Source organism: Desulfocucumis palustris, assembly GCF_002933875.1.
Classification (GTDB): Bacteria; Bacillota; Desulfotomaculia; order Desulfotomaculales; family Desulfocucumaceae; genus Desulfocucumis; species Desulfocucumis palustris.
Map to the genome: position 1 here is coordinate 34,146 of NZ_BFAV01000019.1, position 18,214 is coordinate 52,359.

Sequence of the window (18,214 nt, forward strand, 5' to 3'; positions counted from 1 at the left end):
TTGGAATCTCAATTCAATGGGATTAAAGGACGTGATACGGTGTGTCCAAGGGATTAGTGCTATTTTATCATGCTTCGTTGGCTGACAATGGTTTATCACCGGGGGCAAACCCTTCAACTGCAAGCTGGTATGATCTTAGCGGCAAGGGCTGTAACGGCACGCTGACAAATTTTGCATATAATGCGGTAAGTGGGTGGGTTGGTGATAACACAGTTACCAACCCTTATTCTTTAAAATTTGATGGTGTGGATGATTATGTAACCTGTGATGATTTCAGTAAACCTTCCGGCAGCATTACCTTTGAAGCATGGATTTACTATGCCGGAGGTTCGTATGTGCTGTCCACAGGCGGCCAGGCTTCTTCAACAGGCGCGGCGATTCACTTTAACGATCTCGGTGAACTTATTTTAGATGTCAAGACTGCAACCAGGCAGGCTGCTTATAATTATGGGGTTTTAAGCCCTTCAGCGTGGTATCACATTGCGGGGGTTTATGATAATTCCACCGGTTTGCTTTGGGCCTATCTTAACGGTGCTCCCGAAGGAAGGTCAATGGCTGCGGCGGGTTCGTTCACCAATGCTTGTCCCGCCCTTACCATCGGTAGACCCAATAACTCCTTAGACCAGTTTTTTAGAGGCTCAATACCTTTAGTGCGCATTTATGACAGGGCTTTAACCGGGGCGGAAGTAGCCGGCAACTATCTGGCCGGATACTTGCGGGCAGGGGAAGCGGCAGATTTAAGAAGCAATATTTATGTTCCCTTCATCAGTTTGCTGCCCGGGCATATCGGGGTGATGACTTCAGGAAAGGCCGGTGCTCATTACGATACCACACCTGTCGGCATGGCTGGACTAAGCTCCAATATCACAATTAAAAAACCGGATGACCTGAAGAGTTTGCTGCACATTGCTCCCGGCGCTGGGATTACAGGTAAATACAACATTGAAGGCATTTATGCGGGTGAGCTGAATGGTTCAATCAGTGTAAAAAATATCACTGATTTGCCCGGTGGCTTTAGTGTCAGCCCGTCCAGCTTGATGCGGGCTGAATACAAGATAGACGGGATATATGTAAATGAACTGCCTTCGTCACTGAGGATAAACAGTTTAGGTACATTACCCGCCGGCCTTGGGGTCAATTCTTCGGCGAAGACCACGGGGCGATACAATGTATTTGGCGCTTATGCCGATGATTTTCAGTCATCCATTGATGTAAAGCAGGTTAATTCTTTACCCGCCAAAGTTTCCGTGGCTCCGGCAAATTTAATCCGGGTCAGCTATAACATATCAGGTTTATATATTATAGATCTACCTTCTTCGCTATTAGTTAAAGGTTCGGGTAATTTACCTTCTTTCTTGAAAATCGCATCCTGTAATAAAGTGACTGGCAGATTCAATGTTACTGGTATTTATATAAATAATCTGCAGTCAACTCTCACAATCAGTTCTGTTTCACAATTGCCTTCAAATTTGAAAATAAATCCCTGGAATAAGTTGACGGGGAGATATGGTTGTTCAGGGGTTTATATAAGTGAGCTGGCAGCTTCAATTAAAATTAGCGCTATAGCACAGTTGCCGTCTAAAATAAGCGTCAACCCCCGGGGGAGGATGACAGGACGGTATGGTACGTCAGGTATCTATGTGGCTCAGTTGCCGGCAAGCCTTACCATTACAAGCACGGTGGATTTCAAGAGCAATATGCGTATAGCCCCTAAAGCTGTAATGGCGGGTAGATATAATGTTTTGGGTGTATATATTGAAGACCTATCTTCGTGGGCAGAGGTTAAAGCGGCGGATAATCTTCAATCCAGTATTGGCCTTACCGCTCAGGCTCTAATGAGTGGTAAATATAATGTGCTACCCGTCTATTATGAAGATTTTCCTTCGGAGCTGGGCATCAAAGAATATTGTGAACTGCCCGGGCATTTAGGTATACCTCCTTACAATAAAGTGTCCGGCAGTTACACCATAATGGAGAGGCCCAATACCACCGTTGCCCTGTATCCTGTTAAAGACGCTTTTGTCCGCGGTAATGTGCCCAGGCTGAACTACGGCACGGAGGAACAGATGTATGTGGGCTACTCGGCGGGCAAGGATGAAAAATACAGATCATATATTGGTTTTGATATTTCCTCAATCCCTGAAGAGAACACGACCATAGGCAAAGCTGTTTTAAAGGTATTCTTCAGTGGTTATTATAAAGGTTTACTTGATGTGCAGCTGGCCGGGCCTGCGGCCGATTGGACGGAGTATGGAATTACCTGGGCGAATCAGCCCTGTCCCGGCAACATCGATGCGGGAACCTACACAGGTTTCAGTGTTGTAAAGACCGTAGGCGATTCAATCCGGTATGTTGATATTGACGTTACGGAATTGGTGGCTGCCTGGCAGGATGGGACAAAACAGAATTGCGGGTTTTTGTTGAGAGCAATTAATGAACTGGATGATAAAATAAAGATATTCTATACGAGAGAGCAGAAGGAATCCAGGCCTGTTCTGGAAATAACTTACTATGATACGAGAATTTTTAGTATCGGTTATGATTTTATAATTGCGGATCTTACCGTTATCCAAAACAAGGTTAAAGATATTAAAGGCTCTGTCAATATACGGCAGTATGCCTATTATTCCGATTTAACAGGTTGCGCGTTCATCTATAACCCAAGGGAACTGTACAGCACCATCGAAATTAACAAAGCGTCACTGTATTCGCATATCGGTATCGCCAGGTCCGCATATGCTTGGTTGCCAGGTGCGGTGGGGGCGCGGGTAAAGGATTTTGATGAACTTGCTGCTGAAATTAATGTAAACAAAAAATTAATACCTGGTGACATTACAGTACCTTTTAGAAAAGACCTCATATCCCGGCTTGGTGTTCGCCGGGAAGAGGAGAATGACTTGCCTTCAAGTTCCATTATCAGCAGTCCTTATTTATCCGGCGGCATTACAATCAGCCGGTTTGGCGATGATGATTTATCAGCCGCACTATTTATAAACAGACAAGACTTGATTGGTTCCATCGCTATTCTTGAAAAGGTAAACTTAAGCGGGCATATTAGTATTAGATTATCAGAGGGAAATGATATATCGGCCGGTGGGTACGTTAGATACCATGACAGCTTGCCCGGACGGGTCTCCGTGAACAGGGCCAAACTGGAAAGTTCCCTATCGGTTGCCAGGTTCGCTGATTTGCCCGGACATATAAGCGCAAGGCAAATTGCTGTTGAGGCGCTTCCCTCTGAAATTTCAATTTGGCAGCTGGGGTATCAAGAATTACAATGCTTTTTGTATATACCCGCGTTATATAATTTTCATGGCCATTTGCAGGTGCGCTCACCTTACCTTGCCGGACATATGGCAATACCTTTCAATAAAACTATTGATTGGCATTCATATATAACGCTAAGAAATAAATATGCCTCGGACCTGGAGTCTTCTGTTTTTATTAGATCAGGGTATATAAATTCTCATGTCGCGATTCGGGTAAAAGGCAAGCACAATTTGCTTTCAATCATCTCTGTTCGCAGGGCCATGCCAAATGATTTATCTGCAATGTTTGCGGTGAGGGTAAAGAAGAATAGCAGCCTGCAGGGAACTATTGCTGCCCGGAAGGCACGGTATACCGATAGAAGTGGTAATTTAGCCGTTCGTTTATCAAACTTTTGTGATTTGAATTGTAGTTTAGTTGCCATAGCCCTGGGAAAAGAAAGCCTACCCGGCAGCATCGCAGTTAAAGTTTGGGGTGCAAAGGACAACAGGGGAATTTTGATTGTCAGGGTTAAGGCGGCTTCTGATTTAGAAGGGCATATTACGTGCCGGGCGATAAAAACATCTGACCTGCCGGGTTTCATAAATACCAAAGAACACGGCAATCTACCTAGTTATATCGAGGTGGGTATACTTGGAGCATATGCTTTCATAATGTAGAAAGAACCGGGGATGGATAGAACCCTCTGCCTGACAGTTTGTTTGCATCTCTAAATGGCGGGTTTAAAGACCTTTGGGACCAAGTGAAATGCTCCTCTATCAAGGGGGGTATTTTTTTTTCGTTAATACCGGCTGGAAAATCCCTATACTAATTTTAGCAGGTTTTTTAGTGGTGGGGCGTGTTGAATTGAGTGATGCGCTTTATTTTGGAATATAAGGGGAGGAATGTAATATGGCTTTAGCCGCACCGGTTATTTCATGGCGATTAGCCGATAACAGCGGTGTATGGCCCAGTGGAGGCAAGTGGGATCTTGGGGTGGTCGACGCGGGTTTTGAACTTCCCGCCAATCGTAAGGCCGGGGTGCTTATTTGGAATAACTACGCCAATACCACGGATGATGCGCCCGACATGCAGGATGTCAACATTACCACGGCCAACAACGAGCCTGGACATGAAGGCGCTTTCGACGGCCCGGTGGTGGAGCACAAAATGATACGGGTAAAAAATGTGTCTGTTTCTGATGGAAATTTTACTGCCATTGGCGGTACCGGCGCAAAGCACATTTATACCACCAGATCGACTAACTATAATGGGGTGACTTCCACCCCGCATCAAAACACTTATCCGGCGGACCCCGACCACCCGCCGGCTCATTATCCCTATCCCGGCCACACTGTGGATATTCTCGGTGTAAAAAATGATGGTGATAAAAGTCATGCAATGGGTAACTTTGTGGAAGTTCTTATTGACGCCTTTCCGCCGGCCATCGCGCCGGCCGGCAAGTTTGAGTTCCTGCTGCGGATAAGCTACTGGTATTAAAATTTTAAGTCCGTAACCGGCCCGCCCCATTGTGGGCGGGCTTATTAATAAAAAGGGGAAATAAAATGCAAGACTTTACCTGGTGTGCGGAATACGCTGATGGAACCCATCTGGTGGAGATTGAAGAAAGCGGCAAAGCCCATCTTTTCAAGGAAATTCAAAAAGATAAACTTATTGCCTTCGGACTTGCCGGGCGCGGAATGTCTCTTTATTATGACGTGTCCACAGGTATTTTTAACCTGGCGGGAAGGATTGTGGAGCTGGCCTACCGGGTTGGTGAAAAAGAATATCCGCTTACCGGACAAACGAAGCTTTACAATGACTGTATTTCTTTTAAGCAGGCCTACACCGAGATAAGTCCACTTACCTGCAGGCGGTCAAATACAAGGATTGTTCAGTATTGCTTTGGATATAAAGTCCGGTTGCAGCTTGGGGACCTGGAATTACATTTTAAGCCGGTGGTATTTATTCCTTATGACAGGCCCGTCTACGCCACCTTCCGGCTGGTGGCGGACAGGGATATTGCAGATGGGGAACTGGTGATCAGGAGGAATGGTCAAACAATGGAGCAGATTCCTGTCCCGCTTCAGAAAGGCGTGGGGTTGGAGGCTATGTGGGAGGTAAGGTAAATGGCTGATGCGGTTATTACAATAACCAATCCTTCGGGGATGGTTTATAAAAATAATGACTATGTATTTTCCTTTAAAATTACTCCTCCCGTACCCGGGGAGGAGTCAAAAACTTATACCATGGCCGATACAGGGGCACTGAGCGCAGGGAGGATGTTTTCCTATGCGCCTGATATGACTAAATGGGATAAGATTTATAAGTTTAAACCTTAATACCCCTTCCGCCATTGGGCGGGTTACGGAAGGAGTTTTGATTAATGGCAACAATAGGGCAGCAATTAACAGCACCTGAAGCAGGATGGAAGCGGTATGACGGAGCAAAAGCAGAATTTTTATATGTTGGCAACTGGACGCATGATTCAAATACTAATTACTATAATAGCACAGCTAACTATTCGAGTTCAGTAGGTTCCAGTGTGAATTTTAAGTTTATAGGAAATAAACTCAGAATTATATCTGCAATAAATACAGCTCGCTCATCTAATGTAAAAATAACTATAGATGGTGCTGTTAACTATATTAACACATACGGCAATTTAATTTATAATGCTTTAGTATATGAGAAAGTTGGTTTAACTTCTGGTGAACACACGGTTATTATCGAACTTACTGAGGGAAAAATATTTGATTTGGATGCCATTGACATCGACGATGCAGGAAAGCTGATTCATCCAATACTGACGCAAAAAACAGTCCTATCTGATATGCAAATTGGTGATGTTATTCCATGCCGATATACAGCATTATCAGGTGCTGTAGGTACCTTCTCAGAATTAGGGACCTGCACCGCAGATGAAATCCCTGTGGCGGGGAGCGCAACACCGGACGGCCTTTTCTACTTTATTAAAGTAAGAAAAGGGTTGCTGATTGCTGATAGGGTAGTTCAACATAGTATTAGCTGGGATACATTAAATGCTGCAAAATTAATTGAATGTAAAGTTCCTGATATAATTAAAACATCAAACGTAACAGCAAGTAGTTATTATAGTAATTATACGCCAAATAAAGCCTTCAATGGAACAACAAATGATGCATTTGATTGCTGGACGGTTAGAACTGCAAACTTACCAGCAATACTTAGTTTTGAAATTGAACAACAATGGATTAATAAGAAATACAGTATAACAAGAAGAAATGATACGACTGGTGACAGTCCTAAATCATGGAAAGTGGAAGGTTCTAATGATGAAATAAAATGGTATTTATTGCATGAAGTAAATAATGAACAACCATTTGCCCAAGCAGAGAAACGATTTTATAATGCAGATTTGAACGGTTATATAAAACTCAAATTTACATTTTTGGAATCGCATAATGTTAATTATCTAAGTATAGGTGAATTAAGTATAATTTCAAATACAATAATTCGCTCTCTTTCTGGTGGTTGTGCATACGCAGATGTCAATGGTAATAAAGTAACAATAGATCAAAGTTATGGTGGGTGGCCTATTAACAATGAATGGGATACATATATAGTTAAAAGTGATTTGGATGGTAAGATAACGGCTGACGATAATGCGGTATGGCATCATAAAGATAATTTTACTCGTGTAAGGGACACATCACTTATTGCTACTTATACAAACAGAAGCGGGGTTTCACAGGCCGCTACGTCCTCTTGGAGAATTGTTAGGGGTTTTGATAATAGGATTGGGTCTGCATGGATAGGGCTTTCTTTAGATACTAGCAATGCTGTAAGTTCCATTTGTGGTTTTAGACCAGTATTGGAATATAAAGAAGATGGCAGTTTGTTTTGGAGTTAAGGGAGCGATAGATTAATGTTGTTAGATGTTAATATTGATTTGAACACGATATCAAAGGGACAAGCAATTCCTTGTCGTTATACAGCATTATCAGGGCAGTTTGGCATATTTTCTGAATTGGGAACGTGTACGGCACAAGAGATACCTGTGGCAGGCTCTGCAACCCCGAATGGACTTTTTTATTTTGTCTGTGCTGGAGAAGATGCTGCCGGTAGAAAGATACTGGTCTCTGATAGAAATGTTCAACATAGCATATCCTGGGATACACTTAATACCGCTGGCGTAGCATCAGGTAGTGGACTTGTTATACCTATAACATCTTCTATTGATTTGTTGTGGAACGATGTTTTTAATAATATAACTGAAACCGTAACTGGTAATAAAGTAGAAATTACAGGAACATCTTCTACTGGTTTTCTTACTAGTCCTGGCATATTAAAGTCTAATATCCCTTTAGCAGATAAGTCTTACTTTAAATTGCATGTAATTACTATATTAAGTAACCCAAATATTGGCAATATAGCTGCCACCGGGTTTAATGTGACAGATTCTTCGAATAACATAATTGCAAAAGTTAGTTACACTGATAGTTGGGTAGGAAACACCGATTGTGAATTATACGTAACTATAAATAGTACAACTGTAAGATATGCCGCTACAAGTAATGCCTCAATAAACGACATAATTGATATTGAGTATGAACATCAAAAAATAGCAATTTATGTAAATGGGGCTTTAGTTCTTTCGCAAGTCGTGTATAGTCAACCCGATGCATTTAATATCCATGCAGGTAAGTATCCCAATTATACTTTTTATCCTAAAGTTACGTATGAGATATTTGCTGCATTTGAGAAGAAATATACTGTTCGCTTACTCAGTGGTGGTATCTCAAGTATAGACAAGGACAGTGAATGGGATGAGTTCATTGTAAAATCAGCACTAGGTGGACAGATTGTTGCCGGCGATGATAACTTATGGCATTGGAGTTCTAGCGGTAGTTATGGTGTAATGACAATGTGTTCAACAACACCTTCCGGATATCCGGGACATCGGGTTGTTAGAGGTAGAAATTCTGTTAGTACGAGAGCGGACGGACAAAATGGAACTCAATCATCATATGTAAGTTCTATACAGGGTTTCCGTCCCGTTCTTCTGGTTAATTCTCTGTACAAGATTAAATATTTAATCAAAGATAATGATACTATCAAGCATTTTGATCCAATTATGCATGAGTGGTCTGTTATTGCTTTTTCCCCTCCCACTGAACAGTTGTTTTGGGAAAAAGGTCTAGATTCTTTAGCAACTATAAACACAAAGCAGAATATTCCTGGTGATTCTTTCTGGCCGCTTGAGAAGTTAGAAAATCCCGAGTTGCTGAAATGGACTGATGCTCCTAACGCCACTCCCACCTCTGTAGAGGTGATAGGTATCTTTAAGCCTATTTTTAAATATAAGGTAGAGCTGCAAGACCCGCCAATTGTTTTTAAGGACTGGACCGGTTATACCGATCAAGAGGTTAATGATTCGGTTATTGTGCCTTTTTCTGTAATCCAGGGGCTGAATCCCTACACTATTACTGTGACTGCCGAACAGGCCGGTGGAGAACAGGTAACGGCTTCCGGCACAGTAACACTTTTTGACACAGAGCCCACATTGATTTTAATTATGTCGGGTCTGACCGTTGATGTTCAGATAGGCGATCCCGAAGGCGACGACATTCAATATTTTGTCAGGCTTAACGGAAAGCAGGTTTACCCGGTTGCTGAAGGTGAGTATTCCCAGCTTACCCCGGCCCCGGTGAACTGGCGTAAAATTTTTCTCAGTAACGAGGTAAACATTGAAGCTGACAATAAAATCGAGGTATTTGCCAAAGACCAGTGGGGTAAGCAAAGTTCGGTTGAGTACCACTTTGTTGGTCATTATGCCGGCCTCATGTTCATTGAGTGTCTGGAGGATGACAGTGAGGGCGCCCTCTATTCCACAGACCTTGGCGGGCTGTTAAATGAGCTTAATATGGGCGTTTTAATAGCCGGGCAGATTTCATTGCCTGTTCCCATTTATCTTAAAAATACGCTGGGGATGCCTCTCAAAAACCTGCTTATTTCATCCCGGCAAGGAACTTTGCCGGCCTCTGTGCTGATTGAATTTAGCAGTGACGGCGTTAACTTTGGCGACGCTCTGCTGTATCCGGACATTTTGCAGCACGAAGATAGATGGAAGTTTTATGCCAGGCTGGTTACGGCAAGCTCCACAAGGGGCGGCGGGCAATTTGAAGTAAACGCTAAAGCCGACCCGGCGTGATCCCGGTTTCCCCCGCCTTTGAACGGGCGGGGGATTTAACTGTCCAATACAATGGAAGTCAGGTGGTATGGATGACTTACTTTAACAAGATGTTTGGTCGCCTGGGCACTGTGTTGACTGATGGGCGGGAACAGGCGGAAGGTAAAATTTTAGTCCGTTCTCCAGGTAAGTCAGGTGCGGAAGGCGCTATAGCTATTCCGGTTCATAATAGAGTTTTCGGGCGGGTTGAAGACATTACGGAGCCGCCAAGAACAATACTCCGGTATAGCCCTGTAAGGGATGCCTTTGTGCGCTCCAGGGTCCCGGCACTGAGCTATGGCTTTGAGCAGCAGCTTATTATCGGCAGTGGCACTGAAGAATACCGGAGCTACCTGGTATTTGATGTTAGAATTCCCCAGGGTGTTGCTTTAGATAAGGCTGAACTGAGGTTAACCGGATTTTCCGAAGACAGTGGCGCTGATTGTTTTTTGTATTCCGCGGCCACTAACTGGAGAGAGTCGGATATAAACTGGAAGAACCAGCCGGGTGCCGGCGGCTTAATCGTAACGTCCCGGAGTGGTTATGAACTAAAATTTGATTTATTATCCTGCATTGAAGCTTTTCGGGCCGGCGGCGGGGCCGGGGAGATAGGTTTCGTGGTAGAGGGGGCCGGCCTGCAATACTACTATTCAAGAGAAGGCAGCATACCTCCGGTACTTGAAGTGGTTTACTATGACCCTAATGTAATGAGCTTCGGTAGGTCCGCCAAACGTGGCTCCATGAGGGTTCAGAGACCGGATAAGCGGGGTGTGCCGGCTGTTCTTGAAGTTGTAGGCCATTGGCGGAATAATGATGTCCCCGGAGTTATTACTGTTCACAGGGATGATGTTTCTCCTGCCTGTCTTATTGTTTCCAGACCTGAAACACCCGGCGCGTTATTAATCCGGCAGGCGGATAAGGGTATTATTACCGGTTCGCTTGTTGTGGGAAAGCCAAACAGCCTTTTTTGCGAAGGTGTATTACACGTCAATAAACCGGATGTGCCGGTTACACTGGCGGTTAGTTTTAACAACAGTGTTGAAGGCGCCATTCAGGTTTTTACCACTGATTCTGATGATACTGAAGCTGTTGTCGCTGTCACCCGCGCCCAGGAAACCGGCGTGGTGGGTGTTAAGCCTAAAAATGAAGTATCCTCCGTGATGGCTGTCCGCAGCAGTGTGGATGAGTCCGTGGAAAGCAGCATGGCCGTAAGCCGACCCGGAGCTCCAGGTAAACTTTTTATTAAAGAGAATCATGTTGTTGCGGGGCGGATCGCTGTTAGGAATTTAAGCAGTGAAAACGTCCGCTCGGAGATCATTGTCAACCGGCCAAGTGCTGCCGGTGTGATTTACATCAAAGACAGCGGTTATGCCACAGGGCGTATTGTTGTTAGGAATTCAAGCAGTGAAAGCATCGGCTCGGAGATTATTGTCAACCGGCCAAGTGCTTCCGGTGTGATTCATATCAAAGACAGCGGTTATGCTACAGGGCGTATTGTTGTTAGGAATTCAAGCAGTGAAAGCATCGGCTCGGAGATTATTGTCAACCATCCAAGCGCTGCCGGTGTGATTCACATCAAAGACAGCGGTTATGTCGCAGGGCGGATCATTGTTAGAAATTCAAGCAGTGAAAACGTCGGTTCGGAGATTATTGTCAATCATCCAAGTGCTGTCGGTGTGATTCACATCAAAGTTAGCGGTTATGCTCCAGGCCGGCTTTTTATCAACCAGCCGGGGATTATTGGTTTAATATGCATTAAGCATGATAAATATATCCCGGGAAATCTGACTGTTGGAAAACCTGTTCTTGAGGGCTCCATAGCGGTTAAGGCGCATGGTAATGTGCCGGGCAGGATAAGTGTGCGTAAGGTGGAGTCCTTATTGGGGCGATTGTTCATCAGCCATCCGCAGGTGGCGGGGGCAGTGGAGCTGAAGGAAAAGAAACAAACTTCCGGCCGGATCCTGGTGCGTGCCGGGGGTGCAACAAAACAGCCTGCTTTTATCAGAATTAAGCTCAACCATATAAAGCGGGCGGTTATGAACATCACCGGGGCCGGTGTTGTGCCGGGTGTGCTGGGTATTGTTTCGCAGTGTGTTTTTGGCAAGATTCATATCCCCGCTTACGATGGCTCAGAAGAGCCGGGTGTGGTTGAAGTTCGGGTTAAGTACCTGTCAGATGTGGGATCTGTTTTAAGGATAGGACATGGAAGTATCGTTTCCGGCTCGATGGTCATTAGCAAGCGTAAGGTGCATGGCTCATTGGTGCTCGGTAAACCGCTAATTTTAGGCGCTTTGGGTGTAAGTCGCCCTATTGAGCATGGCCGCGTGGTAATTAGCAAATATTTTACTTATGGTAAAATATTACTCAAGTTAAGGAACCGGGCTGAAGGTAATATTGTTATCAGGCGGTATGATGAAAAGCATGTGGTTTCAAGGATGGCAGTCAGCTGCCCGGCGGCTTGCGGAGTTGTCACGGTTAAGGAGAAGCCGGGAGTTCCGGGCGTTATTGTAATTAGAAGGTTTGATGAAATAGGCGTTCAATCAAGCCTGAGCGTAAGTCGTCCGGCTGTTTTCGCCGGTATGGCAGTCAGCCGTAAGCACCAGCAAGGTGTCCTCCGGGTAAGCCACCCTCAGAAGGCGGGCGGGCTTGCGGTGAACAGGCCGGCAGAGAGAGGCAGCATAGAAGTTAAATGTGCGGAAACAGTTCCCGGTGAAGTTCATGTCAGGCTTAACAGTGAGAAGAGCATATATTCAAGGATTGCGGTAAGTAAAACCACGGTAGACTGCCGTATGGGGGTAAATAAACCTGCCGCGGGCTGCTGCATAGGAGTAAGTAAACTTGCCTCAAATTGTTGCATGGAGATTAGAAAGGCAACTTGCGGGTATGCTTTCATAATGTAATGGACCGGGGCGCCAGCCCCGGTTTATGGTTTAAATATGGATAATGAATTTAGGGTGTTCTCTTTTTTTATTTTTGTCCTATTCTATAACTGGGTTGCCTTTACAGCAGCCGGAGGTGCTTGGAGGTGGTTATAGTGAAGGATACACATAAGAATATAAGCTTTGCCCATGATTGAGGAGGAATTTTCAATGGCGGAATTCAAAAAGCCAGTTCATTATCTGCAAACAGACAAAAAATGGTCGGGGATAATGTTCAGCAATCATAACGACCCCAAACAGACCATTGGCTCCTCCGGCTGCGGGGCCGCCTCTTTTGCCATGATTCTTACGGCATTTACCGGCAAAGCTGTTTACCCGCCGGAAATAGCGAAGATTATAGTGGATAATGGCTACCGCACCTATAATAATGGGGTTGATTGGGGATTCTTTGCTTTCGCCGCCGGGAAGTACTGCCTTGATTTAGTCCGGAACGATTCTGCCGACGAAGCAATCAAAGCTCTTCAAAAGGGCGCGCTGATAGTGGCCAGCATGGGATCGGGGTATTTCACAAAGTCCGGTCACTACATTGTATTGTGGGGGCTGGATGAGATAAACAAACAGATCCTGGTTAACGATCCCAACAGCACTGTTCGTACCCGGGCTCCCTATGATTTGTTCCGCCGGGAGGGCCGAATGTATTTTATCTTCTATAAAAAGGATCAGGTGCAAAATCTCCAAAAGGAGGGGGACGAAGTGGCTAAACTGATGATTGACGATCCTGAACAGGCGTGGAAAATTAATGCCGCCAGGGAGAGTATCGACGAACTTGCGGCCAGGGGGCTGCTAAACGATCCGGAGATGCATAAGGCCGGTCTTGAAAAGCTGCCCGATTATTCCATGGAGTGGCTAAGCATTGTGTTGCTTAACCGTATTGCTGAAGCTGCCGGGGTTCGAAAGAGGGTATGAGGAATAGTGTTTCTACGATACAAAAAAGAGCGATACCCGGCGGTATCACTCTCCTTGCTAAACCTCATGGGGCGCTCAGGTCGCTCTACTACAAATGGTGTTTTTGATGAGCAGACCTTTACCAATCTGGAAGAACGTCTGGTTGATATTGAAAATACTGTAGATGATGAAATCAAGTCAGAGTGAACGGCTAACTAAGCTGGAAACCGAAGATAAGCGGGAAGTCTATTCCTATACTATTTCTAATTTAAAGTAGTGGAGTGAAGTAAATGCCATATTTTACGGGAACGAACAATTATGGGCAACAATTAGTTGATGCCATATGTGCTGCTATTGAAAGTACAGGGAAATGGGGTGATAATATTGCTTCAAATCCTCCTTCTGTTGATAATAGGTGGTGTCGAGTATATAAGTCAGTAGCCAAGGTTAATAACAAACAGCTTACTTTTGATATAAGTTTATTAGTCGAACCTACCACTGGAGTCGGTGAGCCAAATACTTATACTGACATATGGAGTAATATGTATGGTTATTATAGCTATGGTTTGGTTATCGGTGGTGCTTATGATTATACGCCTGGCATAACGCCTAGTGCTGGTGTATATATTGATTTGCGTAGATGTACGCTATTTTTAGCATGTTTGAGTAGCTATACTGGTACTAATCCTATTGAATGGCATTTAATTGTGGAAGATACTTTCATATTTTTAGCTATAATGGATGTGTACAATACAAATACTTATCGCCCCCGTAGGGCATGTGGATTTTTCGGTTCTTTGACACCACATGGCATCCATCCAGATGGTATTGGTGTTATATTATTATCATCTACAAAATCTCAAAATTTGGATAATTATTTTACTACTGTCGATGGCCCCTGCGCCAAAGTTAATCATAATGTATTTCATACAGTACCCATCTACGGCACGACTGCATATTATGAACGGTTTAGTTCGGATAGACAATTATATTTACATCCAATATTAGTGTATACACAACCTACTGTTATATATAATGCCATGCTTATTGGTTCAATACAGAATGTGTTTGCTACCAAGTTGAAGCGGTCAACTTTTAGAGATCTTGATTCGTCTTACGGATTTGTTAAGACAATTAAAGAAAATGAGCAGCCATACCTGTTAGTGTGGCCGTATGCTACTGCTCCGCCAACTTATCGTTGGGCTAATAATTATTATTCCCCATATAACGGATTTCAATATGGCATGAGTGCAAATGACACTGGTGCAATTGATTTTGTGTTAGCTGTTAAATATCAATTATAAATTAGTATTATTTATCTATAAGAAGGAGGAATATTAAGTGCCTATTATTCAAGGAAGATGTTTGTATAATGAACTTTCTCAAAAATTTTTGGATGCCATGGAATCTAATGGTTGGGTTAAGGTTATGTCTTCTATTGTTGATGGTGTTCTAAAGAAAACTGTCAATGGGAAAGATATGTTTATTAGATTTGGGGCTATCACAGCAAATAGTAATCAGGTTTATGTTGGCCCATTGGAAGATTATATTCGTGGCACTACCGGTGTTACAGCTACTTTAGATAAAACAGTTGTTGGCAATACATCTACTGCTGCTGTTCATACTCTTACTGTTAATACAGCTTGCACTGCTGCTGGCACTTTTAATATTGATTTTTCTGACAATATTCTTAATAAGCAATTTCTTATTACTGTAGCTGCTGGTAATACTACTTCTATAATTGCCACTAATATCAAGAATATCCTGGCTGCTGATATAGATATTGCTGCTGCTTACAATGTAACTGTGACAACCAATATTGTAACTATAACTAAAAAGATAGTCGGTGATATTATTATTACATGCCAGTATGATCAAGGTGTAAACGGAGTAAATGGTACTAAAGTAAACGACGGTGCACAATACTTTATTTATGGTAGTAATGTTGTTGCAGCTACTTCTCCGGTCGATTATAAGTTTTATATTTATAATGACCATGTTATTATAGTTCTAACAGCTGATCCAGCAATTAACACCGCAATTAATGCAGTGGCTTATATTGGTAAACCATCTTTTTATGGTATTGCTGAAACTGACAATACGGCTTCGTTTTTTGCGTCATCAAATACTACACTGGCAACCGTTAAACCCATAAAAAATAGAACTGGTGCAACATTTTTACCTGTTTACAATATTTATTGTGCATTACCTTCTACCAACCCCGGACAGGGAGACCTATATTATATGGCACCAATGGAAATTGGTGATGCTATGGATGGTATTCGTGGAGAGATGCAACATATCTATGCTTTACCTGCTGCCGGTGTTATTCATGGTGATACTATAACAGTTGGTAACGAAGTGTATGATGTTTGTGTTTGTGGAAGCACCGGTAACAGTAGCTTTGCTGGCAGTAGAGTGGTGGCACTATTTAATCATTTTATTGCCTAATAAGAATTTTAACCGCCAAGTCTAAAAACCTTCGCCCTCAGGCGAAGGTTTTTAGATAATCTGTGTATTTTGGTTTATTCAAACATAACTTGTCAATTTTTGCTTTATAGTAATGTATGAAGATGATTCCGAAATGAAAACCACCATAAAATTAAGCCCACCTGCTTAGTACAATGTTCTCAATACACGCGTCATTGGAGGCAAAACCAGCGTTTTTGATCAAGCGCGACAGCGGAATCTCTTTGTAACTGATCATCTCTATGCCCCTCCTTGAATTTATTTGCATCTTTCAGATGTATAAATTCAATTTAGCAAGAGGACCATATCCGGTGTTCAACTTTGCCGGAGAAGGTGTACAGTTTCAAACGGAAATACTGTTTAATCACTGTGGTCAAACTGTTCAGTTTGACCAGGAATATTCATTAGTAGGTGGAAAGTTTAGTTATGTTACCATTAATGGTTTTATGCTTGGTAGTTTGATTGAGGTGAGAATTGGTTGGGGATTAATTTAAAAGGAGTAAAATTATCAAACCTCTATAGCAATAACATTGATATTGTTATTGCTATTGCTCATCTAATATCACAAGTTGATGTTGAATTACCTAATATTGCGGAGCAATCAACAGATAAAAATGGTGTTATTTCACATGGTTTGGTAGCAAATGAAGCACAACGCGTTACATTACCTGGTTCTATTCACCATCGTTTATTAGTTGGTATCAACAATAACGTTGATATTGTTTATCCAGCAGTACAAATTAATGTTGAGTCACCTAATATTGCGGAGCAATCAGCTAAAAATGGTATTATTTTACATGTTTTAATGGGTAATCAAACACAGCGCGCTACATTACCTGGTTCTATTCACCATCGTTTGTTAGTTGGTAACAACAGTAATGTTGATATTGTTCATCCAATACCACAAGTTGATGTTGAGTTACCCAATATTGCAGAGCAATCAGCAGATATAAATGGTGTTATTTTACATGGTTTAATAGGAGATGAAGCGCAACGCGCTACATTGCCTGGTTCTATTTACCATCGTTTGTTGGTTGGCAACAATAATAACATTGGTATTGTTGATATTGTTTATCCGATATTACAAGTTGATGTTGAATCACCTAATATTGCGGAGCCATCAACAGATAAAAATGGTGTTATTTTGCATGGTTTAGTAGCAAATGAAGCACAACGTGCTATATTAAACTTACCTGGTTCTATTCACCATCGTTTGTTGGTTGGCAACAATAATAACATTGGTATTGTTGATATTGTTCGTCCGATACTCCAAGTTGATGTTGAGTCACCTAATATTGTGGAGCAATCAGCAGATAAAAATGGTATTATTTTACATGGTTTAGCAGCAAAGGAAGCACAACGCGCTACATTGAACTTACCCGGTTCTATTCACCATCGTTTGTTAGTTGGCAACAATAATAACATTGGTATTGTTGATATTATTCATCCGATGCTCCAAGTTGATGTTGAGTCACCTAATATTGCGGAGCAATTAACAGATATAAACGGTATTATTTTACATGGTTTAGTGGCAAAGGAAGCGCAACGCGCTACATTAAACTTGCCTGGTTCTATTCACCATCGTTTGCTAGTTGGTAACAACAATAATATTGGTATTGTTGATATTGTTCATCCGATATTGCAAGTTGATGTTGAGTCACCTAATATTGCAGGACAATTAATAGATAAAAATGGTATTATTTTACATGATTTAATGACAAAGGAAGCGCAACGCGCAATATTAAACTTACATGGTTCTATTCACCATCGTTTGTTGGTTGGTAACAATAATAATATTGGTTATATTAGTTGCCAATATGCTTTCATAATGTGAAAAAGCCACGATTAAATCCTGCCTATGAATCTATAGTGCCTTAAAAATAGATGATATAGCTGAAACTCAGACTAAAGTATTTATCAGGGAATTGTCCCAAAAAAGCTACAGTGCAATTTAAAGATTCTATGATGGAAACAGTTCAGTCCAAAGAAAACTAGGAACAATAAGGAAGAAGAGATTGTAAGGAAGCAAAAAGGATATTAAGACATTGAAAGATGAGATACAGCCGCAATGAGAGGGAGGCAATAAAAATGAGTATTAATTGGAAGAAAAAATTGGGAAGCAGAAAATTTTGGGCATTCATCTCCGCCATTACCACCAGTGTCTGTGTGCTGGCAAATGCCGGCGAAGACACCACCGCGGAGATATTGGGTCTTATAGGCGCAGTTGGCTCCGCTGTGATTTATGTCCTGGCTGAAGCATATGTGGACGGTAAAACTGTAAAAGGCGCGCCTGCAGAGCTTGTGGAAGATACTGTGGAGGCGGAATATCAAAACCATATGAAATAAAATCCGCCAGATGCCCGCGAGCTCCTTCAGCAATTCGCCCCTTTTTAAGGCAATAATTTTATCGAAAAAAGTCAAAAAAGAAAAAGGAAATTCATTCAATCAATAAAATATATTAGGT

At 42.5% G+C, this 18,214-nt stretch carries 14 protein-coding genes; all 14 read left to right on the forward strand.

The features are described 5' to 3' along the window. The first annotated feature begins 41 nt into the window (after window positions 1–41). The 14 genes from DCCM_RS01875 to DCCM_RS01935 all read left to right on the forward strand — a co-directional run bounded on the left by DCCM_RS01875 (window position 42) and on the right by DCCM_RS01935 (window position 18,096). Complete coding sequence (locus tag DCCM_RS01875; protein ID WP_104370772.1) at window positions 42–3,926, forward strand: DNRLRE domain-containing protein; 3,885 nt, start codon at window positions 42–44, stop codon at window positions 3,924–3,926. A gap of 232 nt (window positions 3,927–4,158) precedes the next feature. Next, a complete protein-coding gene (locus DCCM_RS01880; protein ID WP_104370773.1) occupies window positions 4,159–4,746 on the forward strand; it encodes a hypothetical protein in 588 nt (195 codons plus the stop codon). A 65-nt stretch (window positions 4,747–4,811) separates the two neighbouring features. Beyond that, on the forward strand, window positions 4,812–5,375 hold the full coding sequence (locus DCCM_RS01885; protein WP_104370774.1) for a hypothetical protein: 564 nt from the start codon (window positions 4,812–4,814) through the stop codon (window positions 5,373–5,375). Beyond that, entirely contained in the window at window positions 5,376–5,588 is a 213-nt protein-coding gene (locus DCCM_RS01890; protein ID WP_104370775.1) for a hypothetical protein, read from the forward strand. A gap of 44 nt (window positions 5,589–5,632) precedes the next feature. After that, window positions 5,633–7,138 carry a discoidin/SUN/FTP domain-containing protein gene (locus tag DCCM_RS01895; protein WP_104370776.1) on the forward strand — a complete coding sequence of 502 codons (1,506 nt, stop codon included), beginning with the start codon at window positions 5,633–5,635 and terminating at the stop codon, window positions 7,136–7,138. A 15-nt stretch (window positions 7,139–7,153) separates the two neighbouring features. Further along, the gene (locus tag DCCM_RS01900; RefSeq protein ID WP_104370777.1) at window positions 7,154–9,439 is read left to right on the forward strand and encodes a hypothetical protein; all 2,286 of its coding nucleotides are present in this window, start codon (window positions 7,154–7,156) and stop codon (window positions 9,437–9,439) included. Between the two features lie 71 nt (window positions 9,440–9,510). Further along, window positions 9,511–12,357, forward strand: coding sequence for a CBM96 family carbohydrate-binding protein (locus tag DCCM_RS01905; RefSeq protein ID WP_104370778.1), 2,847 nt, complete (start codon window positions 9,511–9,513; stop codon window positions 12,355–12,357). A gap of 189 nt (window positions 12,358–12,546) precedes the next feature. Beyond that, a complete protein-coding gene (locus tag DCCM_RS01910) occupies window positions 12,547–13,302 on the forward strand; it encodes a C39 family peptidase (protein ID WP_165791984.1) in 756 nt (251 codons plus the stop codon). 6 nt (window positions 13,303–13,308) lie between these two features. Continuing rightward, window positions 13,309–13,488, forward strand: coding sequence for a hypothetical protein (locus tag DCCM_RS18285; RefSeq protein ID WP_128739056.1), 180 nt, complete (start codon window positions 13,309–13,311; stop codon window positions 13,486–13,488). A gap of 83 nt (window positions 13,489–13,571) precedes the next feature. Further along, on the forward strand, window positions 13,572–14,585 hold the full coding sequence (locus DCCM_RS01915) for a hypothetical protein (RefSeq protein WP_104370780.1): 1,014 nt from the start codon (window positions 13,572–13,574) through the stop codon (window positions 14,583–14,585). Window positions 14,586–14,622: 37 nt separating this feature from the next. Then, a complete protein-coding gene (locus DCCM_RS01920; RefSeq protein ID WP_104370781.1) occupies window positions 14,623–15,732 on the forward strand; it encodes a hypothetical protein in 1,110 nt (369 codons plus the stop codon). Between the two features lie 329 nt (window positions 15,733–16,061). Beyond that, window positions 16,062–16,244 carry a hypothetical protein gene (locus DCCM_RS01925; RefSeq protein WP_104370782.1) on the forward strand — a complete coding sequence of 61 codons (183 nt, stop codon included), beginning with the start codon at window positions 16,062–16,064 and terminating at the stop codon, window positions 16,242–16,244. Beyond that, the gene (locus DCCM_RS01930; RefSeq protein WP_104370783.1) at window positions 16,229–17,584 is read left to right on the forward strand and encodes a hypothetical protein; all 1,356 of its coding nucleotides are present in this window, start codon (window positions 16,229–16,231) and stop codon (window positions 17,582–17,584) included. Before DCCM_RS01925 ends, DCCM_RS01930 begins: the two co-directional genes overlap by 16 nt. A gap of 254 nt (window positions 17,585–17,838) precedes the next feature. Continuing rightward, window positions 17,839–18,096, forward strand: coding sequence for a hypothetical protein (locus DCCM_RS01935; RefSeq protein WP_174705129.1), 258 nt, complete (start codon window positions 17,839–17,841; stop codon window positions 18,094–18,096). The last annotated feature ends 118 nt before the right edge of the window (window positions 18,097–18,214 follow it).

Coding starts and splice junctions, on each gene's coding strand:
- DCCM_RS01895 (WP_104370776.1), top strand. CDS start 5,633: ATGGCAACAATAGGGCAGCAATTAACAGCACCTGAAGCAGGATGGAAG.
- DCCM_RS01880 (WP_104370773.1), top strand. CDS start 4,159: ATGGCTTTAGCCGCACCGGTTATTTCATGGCGATTAGCCGATAACAGC.
- DCCM_RS01915 (WP_104370780.1), top strand. CDS start 13,572: ATGCCATATTTTACGGGAACGAACAATTATGGGCAACAATTAGTTGAT.
- DCCM_RS01885 (WP_104370774.1), top strand. CDS start 4,812: ATGCAAGACTTTACCTGGTGTGCGGAATACGCTGATGGAACCCATCTG.
- DCCM_RS01900 (WP_104370777.1), top strand. CDS start 7,154: ATGTTGTTAGATGTTAATATTGATTTGAACACGATATCAAAGGGACAA.
- DCCM_RS01910 (WP_165791984.1), top strand. CDS start 12,547: ATGGCGGAATTCAAAAAGCCAGTTCATTATCTGCAAACAGACAAAAAA.
- DCCM_RS01890 (WP_104370775.1), top strand. CDS start 5,376: ATGGCTGATGCGGTTATTACAATAACCAATCCTTCGGGGATGGTTTAT.
- DCCM_RS01935 (WP_174705129.1), top strand. CDS start 17,839: ATGAGTATTAATTGGAAGAAAAAATTGGGAAGCAGAAAATTTTGGGCA.
- DCCM_RS01905 (WP_104370778.1), top strand. CDS start 9,511: ATGACTTACTTTAACAAGATGTTTGGTCGCCTGGGCACTGTGTTGACT.